Annotated in this window: 15 protein-coding genes and 1 tRNA gene; 10 read left to right on the top strand and 6 right to left on the bottom strand. The window is 75.8% G+C overall.

What is annotated here, in order from left to right; all coding sequences use genetic code 11:
* The first annotated feature begins 52 nt into the window (after positions 1-52).
* On the top strand, positions 53-526 hold the full coding sequence (locus tag OG294_RS19055; RefSeq protein ID WP_327067707.1) for a hypothetical protein: 474 nt from the start codon (positions 53-55) through the stop codon (positions 524-526).
* Between the two features lie 279 nt (positions 527-805).
* On the opposite strand, the gene OG294_RS19060 is transcribed toward OG294_RS19055, so the two are convergent.
* Positions 806-1,264: a GatB/YqeY domain-containing protein gene (locus OG294_RS19060; protein WP_327067708.1), complete on the bottom strand. Its 459-nt coding sequence runs from the start codon at positions 1,262-1,264 to the stop codon at positions 806-808.
* A 347-nt stretch (positions 1,265-1,611) separates the two neighbouring features.
* On the opposite strand from OG294_RS19060, the gene OG294_RS19065 reads away from it, so the two are divergent.
* The 5 genes from OG294_RS19065 to OG294_RS19085 all read left to right on the top strand — a co-directional run bounded on the left by OG294_RS19065 (position 1,612) and on the right by OG294_RS19085 (position 5,724).
* A complete protein-coding gene (locus tag OG294_RS19065) occupies positions 1,612-2,556 on the top strand; it encodes a metallophosphoesterase (RefSeq protein WP_327067709.1) in 945 nt (314 codons plus the stop codon).
* Between the two features lie 76 nt (positions 2,557-2,632).
* A tRNA-Pro gene (locus OG294_RS19070) sits at positions 2,633-2,706 on the top strand.
* A 269-nt stretch (positions 2,707-2,975) separates the two neighbouring features.
* Positions 2,976-3,755, top strand: coding sequence for an ABC transporter ATP-binding protein (locus OG294_RS19075; RefSeq protein ID WP_327067710.1), 780 nt, complete (start codon positions 2,976-2,978; stop codon positions 3,753-3,755).
* Positions 3,756-3,859: 104 nt separating this feature from the next.
* A complete protein-coding gene (locus OG294_RS19080; RefSeq protein WP_327067711.1) occupies positions 3,860-4,807 on the top strand; it encodes an N-acetylmuramic acid 6-phosphate etherase in 948 nt (315 codons plus the stop codon).
* A complete protein-coding gene (locus OG294_RS19085) occupies positions 4,804-5,724 on the top strand; it encodes an N-acetylglucosamine kinase (RefSeq protein ID WP_327067712.1) in 921 nt (306 codons plus the stop codon). Before OG294_RS19080 ends, OG294_RS19085 begins: the two co-directional genes overlap by 4 nt.
* Before the next feature lie 15 nt (positions 5,725-5,739).
* Here OG294_RS19085 and OG294_RS19090 read toward each other — a convergent pair whose 3' ends face one another.
* The gene (locus OG294_RS19090) at positions 5,740-6,324 is read right to left on the bottom strand and encodes a hypothetical protein (RefSeq protein ID WP_327067713.1); all 585 of its coding nucleotides are present in this window, start codon (positions 6,322-6,324) and stop codon (positions 5,740-5,742) included.
* A gap of 617 nt (positions 6,325-6,941) precedes the next feature.
* Between OG294_RS19090 and OG294_RS19095 the strand changes: the two genes are divergently transcribed.
* Positions 6,942-11,075 (top strand): type I polyketide synthase, encoded by a 4,134-nt coding sequence (locus OG294_RS19095; RefSeq protein ID WP_327067714.1) that lies wholly within the window; start codon positions 6,942-6,944, stop codon positions 11,073-11,075.
* Positions 11,076-11,367: 292 nt separating this feature from the next.
* A complete protein-coding gene (locus OG294_RS19100) occupies positions 11,368-12,096 on the top strand; it encodes a TetR/AcrR family transcriptional regulator (RefSeq protein WP_327067715.1) in 729 nt (242 codons plus the stop codon).
* A gap of 43 nt (positions 12,097-12,139) precedes the next feature.
* On the opposite strand, the gene OG294_RS19105 is transcribed toward OG294_RS19100, so the two are convergent.
* Entirely contained in the window at positions 12,140-14,869 is a 2,730-nt protein-coding gene (locus OG294_RS19105; protein ID WP_327067716.1) for a helix-turn-helix transcriptional regulator, read from the bottom strand.
* Positions 14,870-14,979: 110 nt separating this feature from the next.
* On the opposite strand from OG294_RS19105, the gene OG294_RS19110 reads away from it, so the two are divergent.
* Both OG294_RS19110 and OG294_RS19115 read left to right on the top strand, forming a co-directional pair.
* Complete coding sequence (locus tag OG294_RS19110; protein ID WP_327067717.1) at positions 14,980-15,348, top strand: nuclear transport factor 2 family protein; 369 nt, start codon at positions 14,980-14,982, stop codon at positions 15,346-15,348.
* Between the two features lie 123 nt (positions 15,349-15,471).
* On the top strand, positions 15,472-17,283 hold the full coding sequence (locus OG294_RS19115; RefSeq protein WP_327067718.1) for a S9 family peptidase: 1,812 nt from the start codon (positions 15,472-15,474) through the stop codon (positions 17,281-17,283).
* A gap of 18 nt (positions 17,284-17,301) precedes the next feature.
* Here the strand turns inward: OG294_RS19115 and OG294_RS19120 are convergent, their stop codons facing one another.
* The 3 genes from OG294_RS19120 to OG294_RS19130 all read right to left on the bottom strand — a co-directional run bounded on the left by OG294_RS19120 (position 17,302) and on the right by OG294_RS19130 (position 20,149).
* Positions 17,302-18,096: an SURF1 family protein gene (locus OG294_RS19120; protein ID WP_327067719.1), complete on the bottom strand. Its 795-nt coding sequence runs from the start codon at positions 18,094-18,096 to the stop codon at positions 17,302-17,304.
* Positions 18,097-18,219: 123 nt separating this feature from the next.
* Entirely contained in the window at positions 18,220-19,551 is a 1,332-nt protein-coding gene (locus OG294_RS19125; protein WP_327067720.1) for a hypothetical protein, read from the bottom strand.
* Complete coding sequence (locus tag OG294_RS19130) at positions 19,544-20,149, bottom strand: SigE family RNA polymerase sigma factor (RefSeq protein WP_442789345.1); 606 nt, start codon at positions 20,147-20,149, stop codon at positions 19,544-19,546. The genes OG294_RS19125 and OG294_RS19130 overlap by 8 nt, the downstream gene beginning before the upstream one ends.
* Positions 20,150-20,194 lie beyond the last annotated feature (45 nt).

Here is a 20,194-nt window from a genome sequence, read left to right on the forward strand (position 1 = left end):
TCCCATCTCGGCCGGGGCCCTCTCGGGCCCCGGCCATGGCCCGAAGGCTCGCATGAAGATCGTGGGAAGACGCCGCGCTGTGCTCGCGGCCCTGCTGGTGCCGGCGGTCGGCGCGGCCGTGATCTGCGGCTACCTGTGGCTGCACGCTGCCGACCAGCAGCGGGACCATGCCTATGCGGAGGCTGGCGCAGGCGCTCGCAGATACATCGCAAGGCTCCAGCCAGCCTTCGCAGCAGGCCCCCAGACACTCACCTCGCTCAAGGAGCTGGAGCACGGAACATCCGTCAGCACCGTGAACGCCAGCGTCAGCGGAACCTCCGTTGTCCTGACACTGCGCTCCGACGTCACCTATCCGAGCGGGACGATGCCGAACCTGGCAAGTACCTGCTACCGCGTCGTTCTCTCCCGCGTGAACGGATCCATAGCGCAGCAGGTGTCCGATTCGTCATGCGCTTCCTGGCAGGCCACGCCGGATCCGGGCGAGAAGCCCGTAACGGATCCGGATGAGAGGCTCAGCCCGAGTTGATGAAGCAGCAGACGACGTGCCGACCGGCAGTTCGGCCCAGGTGCGGATCTCCTGCCCTCGCGAGCGTCGGCCGCTCGGGTCCGGAAGCATCGGCGGATCCCTCCCGGAGGAGGCGTGAGTACCGCCGATGCTTCACTGCTGGCTCAGGTCCGCACCGCCAGATGACGCCACACAACCCGCCCGAGCAACCCCCGCGACGATCAACGAAGACGTCGGAAGCTGATCGGAAGCTGAGTGGCCCTTCTGTGCTCTCCTGCGCCGCTACGGGCGCACGCCGTGCTAACGGCCGATCAGTGCGGCCTTCACCGCGGCGGCGACCCGGCCGCCCTCGGCCAGGCCCTCGACCTTCGGCCGGACCAGCTTCATCACCGCGCCCATGCCCTGCGGCCCGCTCGCCCCGCTCTCGGCCACCGCGGCGGCGACGATCGCGGCCAGCTCCTCGTCACCGAGCTGCCTGGGGAGGTACTCGGCCAGCACCTCGCCCTCGGCGCGCTCGCGCTCGGCCGACTCGGCCCGCCCGGCGTCCTGGAAGGCGGTCGCCGCGTCCCGGCGCTTCTTCGCCTCGCCCTGCACCACCTGGACCACCTCGGCGTCGGTGAGCTCGCGCTTCTCGGGGCCGGCCACCTCCGCGCGGTTGACGGCGGTCAGGGTCAGCCGGAGGGTGGACGAGCGCAGCTCGTCCCGAGCCTTGATGGCGGCCGTCAGGTCGTCCCGCAGCCGCTCCTTGAGGGATGTCATGGGCCAATCCTCACATCCGGGACGGCGCGACGCCCCTGAATATCGCCGTCCGGCTCCCCTGCGCACCCTCGGGCCCGCCCGGGGCGGGCCGCTTCGGGGCGGTCGAGCAGACGCAGTACGAGCCGGTCGGGGCACCGGCTGTGCGCCGGGTGGACCAGTGGCCCGGCGGACCCCGCGGCGGTCCGGGCCGGCCTGCCCTTCCGGTGGCGGCGCAGGTCGTCCGCCCGGCCCGGGGCACCGCGGCGCACTCCGGCGGGCGCACGGCGGGCCAACCGGCCGACAGTGCGTCAGGCGGGCGGGGGAAGGCCCGGTTCTCCCGAACAGGCCGGGTCTGCGACCATGGACCGATGCGAAAGCTGTACTCCGTCCCGCTCGCTGTCCTCGCCACCGGAGCCGCCGGGCTCGCCTACTCCGCCGGCTACGAGGTCCGCTCGTTCCGCCTGCGCCGCGTGGAGGTCCCGGTACTGCCGCGGGGCGCCAAGCCGCTGCGGGTGCTGCACGTGTCGGACATCCACATGGTGACCGGACAGCAGAAGAAGCAGAACTGGCTGCGGAGCCTGGCCGGGCTGCGGCCCGACCTGGTGGTGAACACCGGCGACAACCTCTCCGACCCGCTCGGCGTACCCAGCACGCTGGACGCGCTCGGCCCGCTGATGGAGTTCCCCGGGGTGTACGTCTTCGGGTCGAACGACTACTACGGCCCGGCCCGCAAGAGCCCCACCCGCTACCTCAAGGCGCTGAGCAGCGGCAACCACGGCCTCAACAACGCCGACGGCACCGGACGGGCCGGCATCACCGGCGCGGTCCACAACCCGTGGGAGAAGCTGCGCGACGGCTTCGACGCGGCCGGCTGGCTGGACCTGACCAACGCCCGCGGCCGGCTGTCGCTGACCGGGCTCGACATCGAGTTCACCGGTGTGGACGACCCGCACATCCGCCGCGACCGCTACGCCGCGGTGGCCGGCGGCCCGTCCGCCGACGCCGACCTGTCGGTGGCCGTGGTCCACGCGCCCTACCTGCGCAGCCTGGACGCCTTCACCGCCGACGGCTACCCGCTGGTGCTGGCCGGCCACACCCACGGCGGCCAGCTCTGCGTCCCCTTCTACGGCGCCCTGGTCACCAACTGCGATCTGGACGCCAAGCGGGTCAAGGGCCTGTCCACCCACCGGGCCGGCGGCAAGCAGTCCTACCTGCACGTCTCCGCAGGCTGCGGCACCAATCGGTACACCCCCGTCCGCTTCGCCTGCCCTCCGGAGGCCACCCTGATGACCCTGACCCCCCGCCTCCGATAACCGGATTTCGTCTCCTGACCTGCATGGGATAGAGTTCTACTCGTTGCGACGGAGACGGAAGCAACAAAGGAAAGACCGGGGTGTGGCGCAGCTTGGTAGCGCGCTTCGTTCGGGACGAAGAGGCCGTGGGTTCAAATCCCGCCACCCCGACCCAGTAGTACAGAGGGCCTATCGGAGAGATCCGGTAGGCCCTCTGACGTTTTGTACGGCAGTCGCCACCGCGGGACGAACGGGCGGCGCTGCGGACGGGGCCGCGATGACGGCTATTCAGGGCCGCCGGACGGACGCCTTGATGAGCTGCTGTATACCGGGTATACATACTCAGTATGCGCCGATCGGCCGGTAGACAGGCCGGACGCGCACCCGCACAGTCGAACCGTCGCGGTCGCCGCCGCAGCCACACCGAGGAGGGCCGTGGAGTGACAACCACACAGACGCGAACCACCGGGGACCCGGTTCTGCGACTGCGCGGCGTGACCCGCGTGCACGGCCACGACGCGGCCCGGGTGCACGCCCTGCGCGGGGTGGACCTGACGGTGCTGCCGGGCGAGTTCGTCGCGGTGCTGGGCGCCGACGGCGCGGGCAAGTCCACGCTGCTCGGCCTGGCCGGCGGGCTGGACCGGGCCTGCTCGGGCGAGGTGCTCTTCGAGGGCCGGGAGCTGGGCGGGCTGTCCCGCGGCGCGCTGGCCGTGCTGCGGCGCTCCGCGATCGGCTACGTCTACCGGGACCTCGGCCTGCTGCCCGCGCTGACCGCCGCCGAGAACGTCTCCCTGCCGCGCGACCTGGGCGCGCTGACCGACGAGCAGGCCCGCCGCGAGGCGCTGGCCGCGCTGAGCGAGCTCGGCGTCGGCCACCTCGCCGACCGGTTCTCCGACCAGCTCTCCGCCGGCCAGCGCCAGCGGGTGGCCGTCGCCCGCGCGCTGGTCGGCGAGCGGCGGCTGATCCTGGCCGACGAGCCCGCCGGCCCCGTCGACCCGGCCACCGGCGAGGCCGTGCTGCGGGTGCTGCGCGCGCGCTGCGACGCCGGGGCCGCCGCCGTGATGGTCACCCGCGAGCCCAGCCGCACCCACGGGGCGGACCTGGCCGACTGGGCGGACCGGGTGATCGTGCTGAGCGACGGGCAGATCGTGGAGGAGCGGGTGCTGCGGGCCAGGGCCCGGGCCGGGCTCGGGGCGTTCGCCGCGGCGGGGCGCCGCTGAGCGGCGCGCAGGGACGGGGACGGCCCCGCAGACCCTGACGGATCCGCGCGCCGGCTGGAAGACTTGATCGGCCACCGCCGCGTCGATCCGGAGCCCGAGTGTCCATGGATACCGATCAGCCGTCCGCCGTCCGCCCTGCCGCCGCAGCACCGCTTGCCGCACTGCCGCCCACCGAGCGGCGCAACCCCGCGAGCCTGGAGCTGGACCGGCTCGACACCCGCGCGATCCTGGAGCTGATCAACGATCAGGACGCCACCGTGCCCGCCGTGGTGCGCGGCGCGCTCCCCGAGCTGACCGAACTGACCGAACTCGCGCTGCGCACCCTGCGCGCGGGCGGCCGGGTGCACTACTTCGGCGCGGGGACGGGCGGGCGGCTCGCGCTCGGCGACGCCGTGGAACTGGGCCCGACCTACGGGGTGGGCACCGAGCAGGTCGTCGGGCACCTGGCGGGCGGCGCCCGGGCCGGGGCGGTGGCCCGGGAGGACGCCGAGGACCACGCGCCGGACCCGGACGAGCCGCACCCGCCGGTCCGCGGCGACCTGGTGATCGGCGTCACCGCCAGTGGCCGCACCCCCTACGTCATCGGCGCGCTGCGCGCGGCCCGCGCCGTGGGCGCGGCGACCGCCCTGCTCTCCTCGGACCCGCACGCGGCGGCCGCCGACTTCGCCGACCTGCACGTGCTGCTGGACACCGGGCCCGAAGTGGTCACCGGCTCGACCCGGATGAAGGCCGGCACCGCCCAGAAGCTGGCGCTGAACGCCTTCTCCACCGCGCTGATGGTGCGCAGCGGGCGGACCTGGTCGAACCTGATGGTGGCCGCCTCGGCGCGCAACGCCAAGCTGCACGCGCGCGCCGTGCGGACCCTGGTGACGGCCTGCCAGGTGACCGAGGAGGAGGCGCGCGACTGCCTGGAGCGGTGTGCCGCCGAGACCGCGACCGCGCTGGTCGTGCTGAGCTGCGGGTGCTCGGTCGAGCAGGCCCGCGCGGCACTGGCCCGCAGCCAGGGTCACCCGTGGGCGGCGGTGCGCGAGCTGACCGGGGCCGCGGGGTGAGCCCGCTCTTCCTCGGCCTGGACGCCGGCGGCAGCTGGACCCGTGCCGTGGTGCTGGACGCCGGGGGCGCCGAGCGCGGGCGGGCGCTGGCCGAGGGGGCCAATCCCACCGGCCAGGGCGACCAGGGCGCGGTGCGGCGGCTGGCCGAGGCGGCCCGCGCGGCGCTGGGCGGGCTCGATCCCGGTGCGGTGGCGGGCTGCGCGGTGGGCCTGGCCGGGTACCGGGCGCTGGCCGACCCGGCCGCCTTCGCCGAGCGCTGCCGCAGCGCGTTCGGGCTCGGCGCCGCGGTGCAGCTCCTCCCGGACGCGGTGACCGCCTTCGCCTCGGGGACGGACGCGGGCACCGGCACCGTCCTGATCGCCGGCACCGGCGCCGCCTGCAGCCGGGTGGCCGATCGTCAGGTGCTGCGGGTCAGCGGAGGGCTGGGCTGGCTGCTCGGTGACGAGGGCAGCGGGTTCTGGCTGGGCCGCGAGGCGCTGCGCCGTGCCCACGCCGAGCCGGACGGGCCGTTGGGCCGGGCCGTGCTGCAGCACTGCGGCGCGCAGCGGCCCGCGGAGCTGCTGCCCTGGGCGTACGCGGGCCCGCCGCGACGCCTGGCCCGGCTGGCGCCCCTGGTCAACGCCGCCGCGGCGGTCGGGGACCGGACCGCGCTGGAGGTGGCCGCGGCCGGCGCCGAGCACCTGGCCGCGCTGGTGCGGGCCACCGCGGCGGCCGGCGATCCACTGGTGCTGGCGGGCTCGGTGGCCGGCTCACCCGGTGCGGTGCGCGACCGGCTGCTCGCCCTGCTCGCCGACCACGGGCCGGTCCACCCGGCCGGGGACCCGGCAGCCGCGGCGGCCCGGCTGGCCGGGGCGCCGCGGCGGGCCGTCGCACGGCCGCTCACCGCGGCGGATCCGGTGCCCGGCAGCGGGGGCTGATCGAGCGACGGCTGATCAGCCGTCGGCCCCGGCCACCGGCGGCGCCAGGTCGGGCGCACGGCCCAGGCTCGGGGCGGCGGCGGCCGGGATGTAGTCCGGGCTGAACTGCTCGCTGACCCAGATCCGGGCGTCGCCCTCGCAGTCGATCAGGTAGTCCCGCCCCACGCTCCAGCGCTGCGCGGGACCGTGCGGCCAGCGCCGGGCCGAGAAGGAGAGCGGCCGGCGCCGCACCGACAGCCGTTCGCGGGCCAGGAAGCGCAGCAGCGGGACGTCGTCCGATGGCAGCAGCCGCTTGGCGTCCCGGGCCGCCAGGTAGACCCGGTCGCTGCTGACCGTCAGTCGCTCCCGGGTGACCAGCCGGGTGAGCCGCAGCAGCAGTGGGGCGGCCGGGTCCTCGATGCCCAGCGCCTCGCGCACCACCGTCGGGACGGCGGCGGGCGCGAGCACCTCCTCGTGATCGAGCACCGCGGTCAGCCGGCCACCGGCCACCGACTCCAGCAGCGAGGTCGAGCCGTCGGAGCCGAGCAGCATCCGGGTCACTTCCGGGTAGTCCCAGGGACGCAGCGCCAGCGGCTCGTTCACCTCGACCCCGACAGCCACGGTCTGCACCTCGCATCAGCAGCGATCGGAGCAGTGGTAAACCGGCCACGGCGCATCCCCGCGGTCGAACCCCGCGACACCGTCGCCGTGGCGGCGGCCGGGCGCCGGACGGGGCGCCGGCCGGCCGACCCGGCACCCGGCCCCGGCGGGACGGCGCCGGGGCCGGGCGCGACCTCGCCGCCCGGTTTCCTCAAGCCTGTGGTGCGCATCGGCTCCCCCTGCTCCGCTCCAGCCTGACCTTGCTGACCTGGGCACACGCACCCGAGGGATGGTACGCAGCGGCGACCGGGGCCGGGTCGGCTCACGGCCGCGCCATGATCCGCGGCAGCGGCCGCCACCGGGGCACCGATCCTGCGACGAGCAGCCCGCACCCGTCGACTGATGCGCAATCATAAACACCGAGCCATCGATGTACGCAAGTATTAGTTTGACCTGTAGTCGATCAGTTACGGCTGAGAATCCGACCAAAAGTGACATACCTGTACCGGTCGAGTGGTCGAGCCCACCCCTGCGTTACGGCTGGAAATCGGCCGTCCTAGTTTGACCTTGAATGTATTTTTGGATCGCGCTTCGATTCGGGCGCGGACTCTTCCATGTCTCGAAGCTGGAGTTGCCGCATGCACACAGCACAGCCGAGCCGGACCCCGATCGCGATCGTCGGCCTGGGATGCCGTTTCCCTGGTGCCGACGGGGTCAACGCCCTGTGGAACGTCCTCGTCAACAAGGTCGATGCGGTGACTGCGATCCCGGCCGAGCGCTTCGCCGTCGACGACTCCTACGACCCGGCCCCCCGGCTGCCCGGACGGACCGTCTCCCGGCACGGCGGTTTCGTGCGCGATCCGTTCGCTTTCGACGCGGCCTTCTTCGGTATCTCCCCGGTCGAGGCACGCGCGATGGATCCGCAGCAGCGGATCCTGTTGCAGGTGGTCTGGGAGGCGCTGGAGGCGGGCGGTCAGCGTCCGAACTCGCTGGCGGGCCGACAGGTCGGCGTCTTCGTCGGTCAGGCGACCGCCGAGTACAACGACGAGGCCGACCGCGACGAGCCCGACATACGCGACCTGGTGGGCAGCCGGCTGCGGGCCGTCACCGCGGGCCGGATCTCCTACGCGCTGGACGCCCGCGGTCCGAGCATCGTGCTCGACACCGCCTGCTCCTCCTCCCTGGTCGCCGTGCACACCGCACGGCAGAGCCTGCAGCTCGGGGAGTGCGAGCTGGCGATCGCCGCGGGAGTCAACCTGATCCTCTCCCCTTATGACTCCATCGCCTACTCGCAGGGCGGCATGGCCTCGCCCGGCGGGGCCTGCCGGTTCGGCGACGGCGGCGCCGACGGCTACGTGCGCAGCGACGGCGTGGCCGCGGTGGTGCTCAAGCGGCTGCCCGACGCGCTGCGCGACGGCGACCCCGTGCTCGCCCTGCTGCACGGCAGCTCCGTCACCAGCGACGGCGCCGCCAGCGGCCTGCTGCTGCGGCCCTCGGTGGCCGGCCAGGTCGAGATGGTGCGCGAGGCCTGCCGCAGCGCCGGGATCAGCCCGGCGCAGCTGGACTACGTGGAGGCGCACGGCACCGGCACCACGGTCGGCGACGACGTCGAACTGCGGGCGCTGGCCGAGGCGGTGACACCGGGCCGGCCGGCCGGACGACCGCTGCTCACCGGGTCGGTGAAGACCAACCTCGGCCACGCCGAGGCCGCCGCCGGGCTGGCCGGGCTGATCAAGGCGGTGCTGATCGCCCAGCACGGCGTCATCCCCGCCTCGCTGCACCTGGAGCGGCCGCACCGGCTGGTGGCCGGGCCCGACGCGCCGCTGCGGGTGGTGACCGAGGCACGGCCGCTCGAACCGCAGGGCCCCGAGGCGCTGATCGGCGTCAGCTCCTTCGGTCTGTCCGGGACCAACGCCCACGTGGTGATCGGTGCCGTCCCGGCCGACCTCAGATCCGCTCCCGGCGCGGTGGACGGCGGCGCGGCGCAGCCGCAGGACCAGCAGCCGCAGGAGCCGCAGCTGCTGGTGCTCAGCGCCCGCTCGGCGACCGCGCTGCGCCGGCTGGCCGAGCACTGGGCCGACTACCTCTCCCCCGGCGGCGCCGGCACCGCGCACCCGCTGCGCGCCCTGTGCGCCACCGCCGCGCTGCGGCGCGACGCGCACCCGTTCCGCCTCTGGGCCCTCGGCACGAGCCACCAGGAGCTCGCCGCGCGGCTGCGCGCGCTGGCCGCCGGCGAGACGATCGCGGACGGCGGTCTCACCGAGGGCGCGGCCGGGCTGCCCGAGCAGCGGCAGACCGTCTTCGTCTTCCCCGGGCAGGGCTCCCAGTGGACCGGCATGGGCCGTGCGCTGGCCGCCGCCTCCCCCGCCTTCGCGGCCACGCTGGAGCGCTGCGAGCAGCTGATCCACGGCCAGCTCGGCCACGGCGTCCGCGAGCTGATCACCGCCGAGCCGGGCGGCGACTTCCCCACCGGGATGGCCACCGTGCAGCCCGCCCTGTGGGCCACGCAGGTGGCGCTGACCGCCGCGCTGGCCGAGCGCGGCGTCACCCCCGACCTGGTGATCGGCCACAGCATGGGCGAGGTGGCGGCGGCCCGGGCGGCCGGGGCCCTCAGCGAGCAGGACGCGGCGGCCGTGATCTGCCGGCGCAGCTCGCTGATGGACCGCCAGGCCGGGCTCGGCGGCATGCTGGTGGTCGAGCTCTCGGCCGACCGGGCGCGGGCGGCGATCGCCGACTACGGCGACCGGATCTGCGTCGCGGCCGAGAACGCCCCCACCGCCACCGTGCTGGCCGGCGAGGCGGCGGCGCTGGCCGAGCTCGCCCGGACGCTGACCGAGCGTCTGGTGCTCTGCCGCCAGGTGCAGGTGGCGGTGGCCTCGCACTCGCCGCACATGGACCCGCTGCGCCCCGACCTGCTCGCCGCCCTCGACGGCCTGCAGCCCGTGGAGGGCACGGTCCCCCTGGTCTCCACGGTGCGCGGCGAGCGGCTGCTCGGCCCGGAGCTCGACGCCGAGTACTGGATGGCGAACCTGCGCCGGCCGGTCCGGTTCACCAGCACCGTCGCCGAGGTGGCGCGGGCCGCCGAGAGCGTCTTCGTCGAGGTCGGCGCGCACCCGCTGCTGGTCGCCGCCGTCGAGGAGACGCTGGACGCCGAGCAGCTGGCGGGCGGCGTGGTGGCCACGCTGCGCCGCGACCAGGACGGGGTGCTGGACCTGATCAGGACGGTCGGGCGGGTCTTCGTCGCCGGCGGCCGGGTGGACTGGCACTGCTGGTACCCGGACGCGCCGCCGGTGGTCACCTCGCTGCCCGCCTACCCGTGGGACGCGATGCGCCACGTGCGGCCCGCCGGGCGGCGCGGCACGAGCGTGCGGCACCAGCCCCGCTCGCGCTCCTGGGAGGTGGAACTCGCCGACTGGGGAGCCGGTGACTGGGGTACGGGGGTGGCGGTGCGCGGGCTCGCGCCGGTGCCGCCGGCCGTCCACCTGGCCGCGATGCTCCAGGCCGCCCGGGAACTCGACCCGGGCAGCGGGCCGGCCCGCGAGTACGAGCTGCGCGAGGTGGTCCTCGCCGACGCCTACCTGCCGATCGAGGAGGCCGACCGGATCGGGCTGCTGGTCACCCTCACCGACCCCGTCGACGGCGGGGCCCGCACCGCGACGGTGGCGGCCCGGCTGCCGGGCGCCGCCGAACCGCTGCACTGCGCCTCGGCCGAGCTGCACCCGGTGGACGACGACGCGCGGCTGACCGCGCTGCGCGTGGTGGACCAGGCCCTGGGCCGCTGCCACGACTACCACGGCGCGCAGGGCTTCCTCGAGCTGGCGGCCCGCCAGGGCGTGGAGATCGGCGAGCCGTTCCGCGCGGTCGAGCAGCTCTGGCGCCGCAAGGGCGAGGCGGTGGCCCGGCTGCGACTGCCCAAGGCGCCCGAGCCCGGCTCCTGGGAGACCGGGCTGCAGCCGCTGCTGGCGGCCTGGACGGGCCGGGCACCGGGCGAGGAGGGCCGCGGGTTCCTGATGACCGCCATGGCCTCGGCGCGGTTCCTCGCCCCGCTGCCGTACGAGTTCTGGAGCCTGGCGACCGTCACCGCCTGGGACGGGCTCGGCAACGCCACCCGGGCGGACGTCCTGCTGGTCGACCCGGACGGGCACCCGCTGGCCCGGTTCACCGGGATCCGGCTGCGGCCGCTGCCCGGGAACGCGCCGGCGCCGGCCGGGCTGCCCGGGGTCCTGGGGCGGCTCGCCGAGCACTCGGCGGCGCCGCTCGCCACGCTGCTCAAGGTCGGGGCAGCGCCACTGCTGACCGGGCTGACCGGGTTGGCGGGCCTCGGCACCCGCCGCGGGCCGGCCATCGCGGGCGGGCGCGCCGGGCGGGGCGTGCGCAGGGCCGCCGGCCGCACGCTCAAGGCCGCGGGGCCGGGCGCACCCGCACCCTGGGCACCGGCCGCCGTGCCGTCCGCACCGGCACCGGCCACCGTGCCGTCCGCACCGGCACCGGCCACCGCCGTCCCGCCCGCGCTGCCCGCGCCCGCTGCCGCCGGGCCGGTCGGTGACCCCCTGCTGGCGGGCTCCGCGTCGATGCTCGGCCTCACCCCGGGCGCCCTCGACCAGCGGCGTCCGCTGCGCGAGCAGGGCCTGGACTCGCTGGCCGCCACCCGGCTCAGCCAGCAGCTGCGCCGGGAGCACGGCATCGAGCTGACCGCGGGCCGGCTGCTCGGCAACGAGAGCCTGGCCGACCTGCGCCGGTCGCTGACCGACCCGGCGGCCACCGGCGGCTGATCCGGCCGACGCCCGCCCGGTGCGGTGTTTCTGACGGAGCATCCGCTGCCGGGCGGGCGGGGGCGCGCAGGACATGACGTAGTGACCCGGCGCACGCCGCCCGACCGGGCCGAGATCCTTCGGAAGCCTGCGGCCAATAGTTAGACCGTGGTATAAAAATCGTGACCGTACCAACCACCTGACCCGTCACCTGCACGAACCTCCCGTGGTTGACCCGACACCGTCGCCCACTGCCCAGTCCGCCCGCACCCGCGGCGGGGGGTCGAGATGTACGTCGAGATGGAGACACGCCATGGACCCGCGTCCGCCAACCGCAGCGCCCGCCATCGGCCGACGTGAGCGCAACAAGCAGAGGGTCAGGGAGCGCCTGTACGCCGCGGCCGTCGAGCTCTTCGTCGACAAGGGCTACGACCACACCTCGATCGACGAGATCGCCGAGCGCGCCGACGTCGCACGCGGCACCTTCTTCAACTACTTCCAGCGCAAGGAAGACCTGATCAGCGCCTGGACCGAGCGGCGCCGCTGGGACCTGGTGACGGTGCTGGCCGAGGCGCAGACCCAGGGCTCCAGCCCGATCGAGCAGTTGACCCGCTGCGTGACCGCGCTCGGCCAGCTCAACCAGGAGGAGCACGACCTGACGGTCGCCATGCTGACCGCCTGGGTCAAGGCCGGGCGGCCGATACTGGAGGAGCCGTACGTCGCGGACATCTTCGCCCAGATCGTCAAGTCCGGCATCGCCCAGGGCGAGCTGAGCCCGGACCTGGTGCCCGCACAGGTCGGCAACGTGCTGCGGGACGTCTACCTGGGCGCGCTCTACCGCTGGGTGAGCGAGCCGGAGACCACCCACACCAGCGCGCTGACCGAGGAGTTGCTCGCCATCCTGCGGCTGCTGCTCAGCGGCCTCGGTGCCCCCGCGCACGCCCAGGCGATCAAGTCCGCCCAGCTGCAGGCGCCGCAGGCCCAGCTGTCCAAGGCGGCGCCGATCCGCCGGGCCGCGGCACAGTCCGTCGCCAGCGCCTGACGGGCAGTCAGTACAATTGTTTGGATCGTGACCTGGCGCCGCCTCAGGCGGCGATCAGGTCCGCGAGTTGACCGCGCGAGGCGATGCCCAGCTTCGGGTACGCCTTGTAGAGGTGGTGCCCCACGGTCCTGGGGCTGAGGAAGAGCTGGGCGGCGATCTCCCGGTTCGACAGCCCCTTGGCCGCAAGTCGGGCGATCTGCTCCTCCTGCGGCGTCAGTCCGGCCAGCGGCCCCGAGAGCGCGGCCACCGGGGCGGTGTCGCCGGCCGCGCCCAGCTCGCTGCGGGCGCGCTCGGCCCAGGGCAGCGCGCCGAGCCGCTCGAAGATCTCCAGGGCGGCCCGCAGCCGGGCCCGGGCCTCGGTCTTGCGCCGGTCGCGGCGCAGCCACTCCCCGAACAGCAGGCTGGTGCGGGCCAGTTCGAACGGCCGCCCGGTCCCCTCGTGCAGCTCCAGCGCCGCCAGGTAGCCCGACTCGGCCAGCTCGGCCGGCCCGAGCAGCGCCTGGCAGCGCAGCACCAGCGCCCGGCTCCAGTCGGGCGAGCCGCTCCGGGCCGACCAGGCCTCGAACCGCTCGAAGGCGGCCTCGGCCCGCTCCGGCCGGCCCAGCCGCACCGCCGCCTCCACCAGGTCGGGCACGGTGCGGATCGCCGAGACGTGGTGCCGGTGGGCGCCCGCGGTGTGCGGCTCCAGGCGCTCCACCACCTCGGCCACCCGCCCCTGGCCCAAGTCGTGCACGGCCAGCGCCCACTGGCTCCAGGAGGTGCCGGCCGCCGGGCCGCCCCAGGTGCTCACCTGGTCCGCGAGCGCCTCGGCGACCCGCTGCCCGACCAGCTCGTCCGCGCCGCGCAGCGCCGCCAGATAGGCGTCCAGCGCGCACAGTTGGCTGACCCACTGGGGCTGCGCGGTGTCCCGGGCCAGCGCCAGGCCCTCGGCCACGGCGAGTTCGGCGTCCCGGTGCCGGCCGTGGAAGAGCTCGGCCTCGGCCCGGAAGAAGAGCAGCGTGGGCAGCAGGCCCATCGCCCCGACGGTGCGCGCCTCGTCGATCAGTTCGACGGCCAGCGCCAGGGTCTGCGCGTCCGCTCCGGGCACCAGCGCGGCCCCGCAGAGCTGCACCAGATCGCGCGGACTGTCCGCGCCGGCCGCCCTGGCCCGGGTGGCGGCCTCGGCCAACGTGACGCCGGGCGGCGCCTGGTGGCCGAAGACCGGCCCGACGGCCGAGCGCAGGTAGCCGACCAGCGGGGCGGTGGCGTCCTCGGCCGGCAGGTCGAGCGCCGCCATCAGCTCCAGCACCTCGACGACCTGCCGCTCGCCCAGGTACCAGGCGATGTGGAAGTCCTGGAGCAGCGCCCGGGCGGCCAGCGGCGCGGGGATCTTCCGGTCGGCGGCGCGCAGCAGCAGCCGGTGCGCCTCCTGGTAGCCGCCGCGCCAGAACTCCGTGGTGGCCCGCACCCAGTCGAGCACCGCCAGGGTCAGCGCGTCCTCGGCCAGTTCGGCCCCGCGCAGCGCCAGTGAGCGGGCCCGCTCGGCCTCGGCCGCGTCCAGCGCCGACTCGGCGCCCATCAGCAGACAGCGGACGACCGTCTCGCGGTCGTCGGCGAGCCCGGCGGCCCGCTCGTAGGCGGCGGCCGCACCGGCGTGCCCGCCGCGGGCCGCCGCCCGCCGGGCGGCGCCCTCCAGCGCCTCGGCCAGCTCGGCGTCCGGCCCGGTGGCGGCCTGCGCGAGGTGCCAGGTGCCCCGGTCCAGTTCGCCGTCGGCCTGCAGCACCGCGCCCAGCGCCCGATGGCCGCTCAGCTTCTGGTCCAGTGGCGCGCCGTCCAGGATCGCGGCCCGCAGCAGCGGATGGCGCAGCGCGTAACGGCCGTCCTGGGTGCGGCTCAGCAGCCCGGACCGCTCGGCGGGCAGCAGGTCCGCCGGCCCGGCCCCGAGCATCTCGGCGGCCCGCAGCACGGTGGCCAGCTCGCCGCTCTCCTCGGCGGCGGCCACCAGCAGCAGGGTCCGGCTCGGCGCGGGCAGCCGGGCCACCTGGCCGTGGAAGGCCTGCCGCAGCCGGCTGGTGAGCGCCAGCTCGCCGGCCCCCGGGGAGGGCGCGGCGGCCAGCGCGAGGGGCAGCTCGGTGAGCGCGAGCGGGTTGCCCTGCGCCTCGGCCAGCACCCGGTAGCGCAGGCCCACGCCGGCCGCCTCGTCGGCGCGGGCCGCCAGCAGCTTGGCGGCGGCCGAGGGCTCCAGCGGGGCCAGGCGCAGCTCGGGCAGCCCGGGGGCGGGGAAGCTCCCCTCCCCGTCCCTGGCCGCGAAGAGCAGCGCCACGCCCTCGCTGCCCAGCCGCCGGGCCGCCAGCAGCAGCGCGTCGGCGGAGGAGTGGTCCAGCCACTGCGCGTCGTCGACCAGGCAGAGCAGCGGTTGCTGCTGGGCGAGTTCGGCCAGCAGCCCGAGCGTGGCCAGGCCGCTGAGCAGCCGGTCGGTGGGTCCCGTTCCCTCGGCCAGCCCGAAGGCCGCCTCCAGCGCCCGGCGCTGCGGCGCGGGCAGCCCCGGCAGCAGCGGCAGCGCCGGTCCCAGCAGCAGGTGCAGCCCGGCGAACGGCAGGTCCGCCTCGCTCTCCACCCCGGTGGCCCGCAGCACCCCGAACCCGGCCGACGCCCGCTCGGCGGCGTACTCCAGCAGCGCGCTCTTGCCGATCCCCGGCTCGCCGCGCAGCACCAGCACCCCGCTGCGGCCCTCCCGTGCCCCCGTCAGCAACTCCTCGACGGCGGCCTGCTCCCCTGACCTTCCGTACAGCATGGGTCGAACCCTACCTATGCGTGACCGATTCCACCGCCCCGGATCCGGCCTACCTTTTTGACCAGCGGGAAACGCCGCGAAGCACGGAGAATCCGAAGAGGAGCAGGAACATGACGAACATTCAGGACCTCGCCGCCCAGTACCTCGCCACCTGGAACGAGACCGACGCCGAGGCCCGCCGCAAGCTGATCGACACCTACTGGGCCGCCGACGCGACCTACACCGACCCGCTGGTCGAGGCGGCGGGCCGGGACGCGATCGACGCCACCATCGGCGCCGTGCAGGCCCAGTTCCCCGGCCTGGTCTTCACCCTGGGGGCGAACGGGGTGGACGCCCACCACCGGATCGGCCGCTTCACCTGGGACCTCGGTCCGGCCGGCGCCGAGGCGCTGGTGGTCGGCTTCGACGTCCTGGTCGCCACCGAGGACGGCCTGATCGCCTCGGTGCTCGGCTTCCTGGACAAGGTCCCCGCGGCCTAGGGCGACCGCCACCCGGTGCCCCACCTGCTCCGTCGGCGCTCGGCGGCCGGGATCGCCCACCGGCCGCCGCGGAAGGCGGCCCCTGGTTCCGGGACCGCCGGGACCCGTGCCAGAGTGAGGCGAATGAGTAGCGAGAAGAACGATGTGCCGGCCTGGGAGCAGCGTTTCCGGGCGGCACGGGTGTCCCTTCCGGACTGGGCGGACGACGCCCCGGAGCGTTCGCTGTACGTCTCGAACGCCTCCGGCACCTTCGAGGTCTACGCCTGGGACCGGGCCGCCGGTACCCACCGGCAGGTCACCGACCGGCCGAGCGGTACCACCGACGCCTGCCTGACGCCCGACGGCGAGTGGGTCTGGTGGTTCGACGACACCGACGGCGACGAGTACGGCGTCTGGCGCCGCCAGCCCTTCACCGGCGGCCCCGACGAGCCGGCCGTGCCGGGCCTGGCCCCCTCCTACGAGGCGGGGCTGGCGCTGGGCCGGGACGGCACCGTGGTGGTCGGCCGCTCCACCGACGAGGACGGCACCACCCTGCACCTGCGGCGCCCCGGTGCGGTCGAGCCGGTGGAGATCTACCGGCACGCCGAGTACGGCGGGGTCGGCGACCTGTCCCACGACTCGGCGCTGCTGGCCGTCGACCACACCGAGCACGGCGACGCGATGCACAGCGCGATCCGGGTGCTGCGCTGCGCCGACGGCGCGACCGTCGCCGAGCTGGACGACGTGACCGGCCGCCCCGAGCCCAGCGGGCTGAGCTGCCTGGGCTTCGCCCCGGCCCCCGGCGACAACCGGCTGCTCGTCGCCCACCAGCGCCGGGGCCGCTGGGAGCCGATCCTCTGGGATCCGCTGACCGGCGTGGAGACCGACCTGCCGCTGCGCACCGAGGACGGCCGCGAGCTGCCCGGCGACGTCTCGGCCCAGTGGTTCCCGGACGCCACCGGCCTGCTGATCGAGCACGAGTTCGAGGCCCGGAGCGAGCTGTTCGGCTACGAGCTCGCCACCGGCGCGCTGACCCGGCTGGAGACCCCGCGCGGCACGGTGGCCGGCGCCACCGCCCGCCCCGACGGCACCGTGGAGTTCCTCTGGTCCTCCGCGGCCGAGCCCTCGGTGGTCCGCTCCACGGCGGGCTCCGTGGTGCTGCGGGCGCCCGGCTCGGTGCCGCCGCGCTCGGTGCCGGTCGAGGACGTCTGGGTCGAGGGGCCGGGCGGGCGGGTGCACGCGCTGGTCCAGCGGCCCGCCGGGCCCGGCCCGTACCCGACCGTCTTCGAGGTCCACGGCGGCCCGACCCACCACGACAGCGACTCCTTCGCCGCGGGGCCGGCCGCCTGGCTGGACCACGGCTTCGCGGTGGTGCGGGTCAACTACCGCGGCTCCACCGGCTACGGCCAGGCCTGGACGGACGCGCTGCGCGAGCGGGTGGGCCTGATCGAGCTGGAGGACATCGCCGCGGTGCGCGCCTGGGCGGTGGCCGAGGGCCTGGCCGACCCCGAGCGTCTGGTGCTCTCCGGTGGCTCCTGGGGCGGCTACCTCACCCTGCTGGGCCTGGGCACCCAGCCGGAGAACTGGTCGCTGGGCCTGGCCGCCGTCCCGGTCGCGGACTACCTGACCGCGTACCAGGACGAGATGGAGGCGCTCAAGTCGCTGGACCGCACGCTCTTCGGCGGCACGCCCGAGGAGGTCCCCGAGCGCTGGCTGGCCTCCTCGCCGCTGACCTACGTCGAGCAGGTGCGGGCGCCGGTCTACCTCAGCGCGGGACTCAACGACCCGCGCTGCCCGATCCGCCAGATCGAGAACTACGTGGCCCGGCTGGAGCAGTTGGGCCTGCCGCACGAGGTGTACCGGTACGAGGCCGGGCACGGCTCGCTGGTGGTCGACGAGCGGATCAAGCAGCTGCGCCTGGAGATCGACTTCGCCCGGCGGCACCTGGGGGTGTAGCCGGGGGCGTCGGGGCGCTCAGTCCAGGACCGGTTCGAGGCCCAGCGCCCGGTCCTGGACCGCCTCCGCCTGGCGGCGGGCCAGCCGGAACCACATGAAGCCGACGAAGCCCGCGAAGACGAACCACTGCAGCGTGTAGCCCAGATTCTGGAAGGCCCGCGCGTCCAGCCCGCCACCGCCGGAGACCTGGGCGGTGGGCACCGCGGTCAGCCCGCTGGGGACGTCGTCGGCGGCCACCCAGCCGTCGTACACCGGGTACGGCAGCAGGTTGACCAGGGTGGCCGGGCTGATCATGCCCAGCTGGCCGGCCGGCAGGCCGCCGTCGACCGCGCCGCTGGTGTCGGCGCTCTCGGAGGCCTGCAGGCGCCCGGTGACGGTCACCTCGCCGCTGGGTGGTGCCGGCACCGCGGCGCCGGCACCGGGCGAGCCGGGCAGCCAGCCGCGCACCACCGGGACCGCGCGGCCGGTGGCGGTGCGCAGCGGGGTGAGCACGTAGTAGCCCTGACGGTTGTCGACCGTGCGGTTGGGCACCAGCAGCTGGTGGGCGCTGTCGTACTGCCCGGAGGCGCTCACCGGGTGGCCGAGCGTGCCGGTGCCGACCTGGGCGTCCGGCCCGGACAGCACCGAGTCCAGCGGGCTGGCCGCCGGCTGCGGGGCGGCCGGGCGGGCGCTGGTGGAGGCGGTGTGCTGGCTGGAGACCCGGCCCTCGAACCGGCTCAGCTGCCAGGAGCCCAGCCAGAGACAGACCGCGATGGCGGCGACCGCGAGCACGGTGCTGCCGAGCCAGCGCGGAGTCAGGAGGAATCGGTACACACCCTCACCGTAGCCACCGATTCCACGGCCCCGAGCACGGCCCCCCGCCGAGCGCGCCTGCGGGCGCGCCGCCGGGGGTCGGCGGTGCTCCGCCGACCCCCGGCGGGCCTGCTGCCCGCCCTGCTACTGGCCCTGCTGCGGGGCGGCGCGGTACAGGGTGCCGCCGCCGCAGACGTTCGGGATCGTGGCGCTGCCCGCGTCCGGCGCGACGCCGAGCGGGCGGTGGGTGACCGTGACGGTGCCCGGCTGGGCCGCCGTACCGGGCGCGCCGGGCGCGCCGGACGGTGCCGGTGACGGGGTCGGCGACGCCGTCCCGGTGGCGGGGCCGTCCGCGGCCAGGCCCGCCGGGGCCGCGGCCGCACCCGCACCGCCGCCCGGCGAGGGTGTGCTGCCGCCGGATGCGGCCGGCCGGCCGGCCGTGTCGTTCGCCGCCGAGCCGGCGGCCGCGCCCGCCGCCCCGCTGGGCCCGCCGCCCGGTCCGCCGCTCGGACTGCTGACCGGGCTCGCCGCCGGGGCGGCTGCGCTGGCGCTGGGCGTCGGCGTCGCGCCGGCACCCGCGCCACCGCTGCCGCTGCCGCCGGCCGGGCAGAGCGCGTCCGGGACGAAGGCGAACGGCAGCCGGTAGCCGGCCCCGGCGCCCAGCAGCAGCTGGCCCGGCGCGCTCGCCGGATCCGGCAGTCCGCCGGCCGGGTCGCCCGCCGTGTGCGCGAGGACCCGCACCGAGCCGGCCGTGCTCCCACCGCCGAGCGTCGCGGTGAGCGTGCCCGGGTCGGTCAGCAGGCAGGGACGGCCGGAGACGTTGGCCACCGTGAACGCCCCGTACACCCAGCCCGCGCCGTCGGCCGCGCCCACCGTCGCCTGGCCGGCGCCCAGGTCGGCCCGCAGGCAGGCCGGCGCGCCGGTGGCCGTGCCCGCCGCCTGGCCGGCCGTCACGGAGATCGCGGTCGCACTGGCCGAGACGCCCCCGGACGTGTCCGCTGCGCCGGCGGACGGGCTGGGTGTGGGGCTCGGGCTGCTGCTCGGGCCGGGGCTGCTGGAGTCGGGCACCGGCAGCGGGACCACCGGGCGGACACCGCCGGAGTGCCCGGCGGCACTGGGGCTGCGCGAATCGACGCTGCTGGGGGCGGCGCTGGGGGCGGCGCCCGAGCCGTCGGACAGTTGCAGGCCGCCCAGCCGTCCCAGGGTGGGCACCGCGGCGGCCGAGACCAGCGCGATCAGCAGCGCTCCGGTCCACGCCTGCCGGTGGCGGGCCCGGCGGGCCGGGATGGCGCGCCGGATCCGGGGCAGCGCCTCGGCGTCGGGCTGCAGGTCCGCCACCGCGCGGTGCAGCAGCACGCGCAGCGCCTGCTCCTCGCCGTGGGTCGGCGCGCGCCCGGCGGGTTCCTCGGAGCCCGGCCGCCCCGCCCGCGCCGGGGCGGCGGGCCCAGGCCGGCGGTCGAACTGATCGTCAGTCATGACTGCTCTCCATCAGGACCCGCAGCGCCGCCAGCCCGCGCGAGCCGTACGCCTTGACCGCGCCCACCGAGACCCCGAGCAGCTCGGCCACCTGTGCCTCCGTCATGTCGGCGTAGTAGCGCAGGACCAGGACCTCGCGCTGACGCCGCTGCAGACCCTGCAGCGCCGCCTTCAGTTGGTCGCGTTCGAGAGCATCGTAGGCGCCCTCTTCTGCACTGGCCATGTCAGGCATGGGCTTGGGCAGCAGCCGCAGCCCCAGCAGCCGGCGCCGCAGGGTGCTGCGGGACAGGTTGACCACGGTCTGCCGCAGGTAGGCGAGGATCTTCTCCGGCTCACGGACCCGGCGACGGGCGGCGTGCACCCGGATGAACGCCTCCTGGACCACGTCCTCGCAGCTCGACTGGTCGTCGAGGAGCAGCGCGGCCAGCCGCAGCAGCGCACGGTAGTGCTCCTGGTACGTGGTCGTGAGCAGGTCGACGCTGGCGCCGGCCGTGTCGGTGGCGGCCGTGGTCACCTCCGCCTCAGCCGGCTGCCGCACGGCACCTGGCTGCGCCGGGGCCTGCCGGGCCCGCGGCGCTCCGGGCGCTCTGAACGGCACCCCCGGCACCTGCCGCACCCGTCCCTTCGGCACCGCCGTCACCAC

The organism is Kitasatospora sp. NBC_01302, from assembly GCF_035976515.1.
Taxonomy (GTDB): domain Bacteria; phylum Actinomycetota; class Actinomycetes; order Streptomycetales; family Streptomycetaceae; genus Kitasatospora.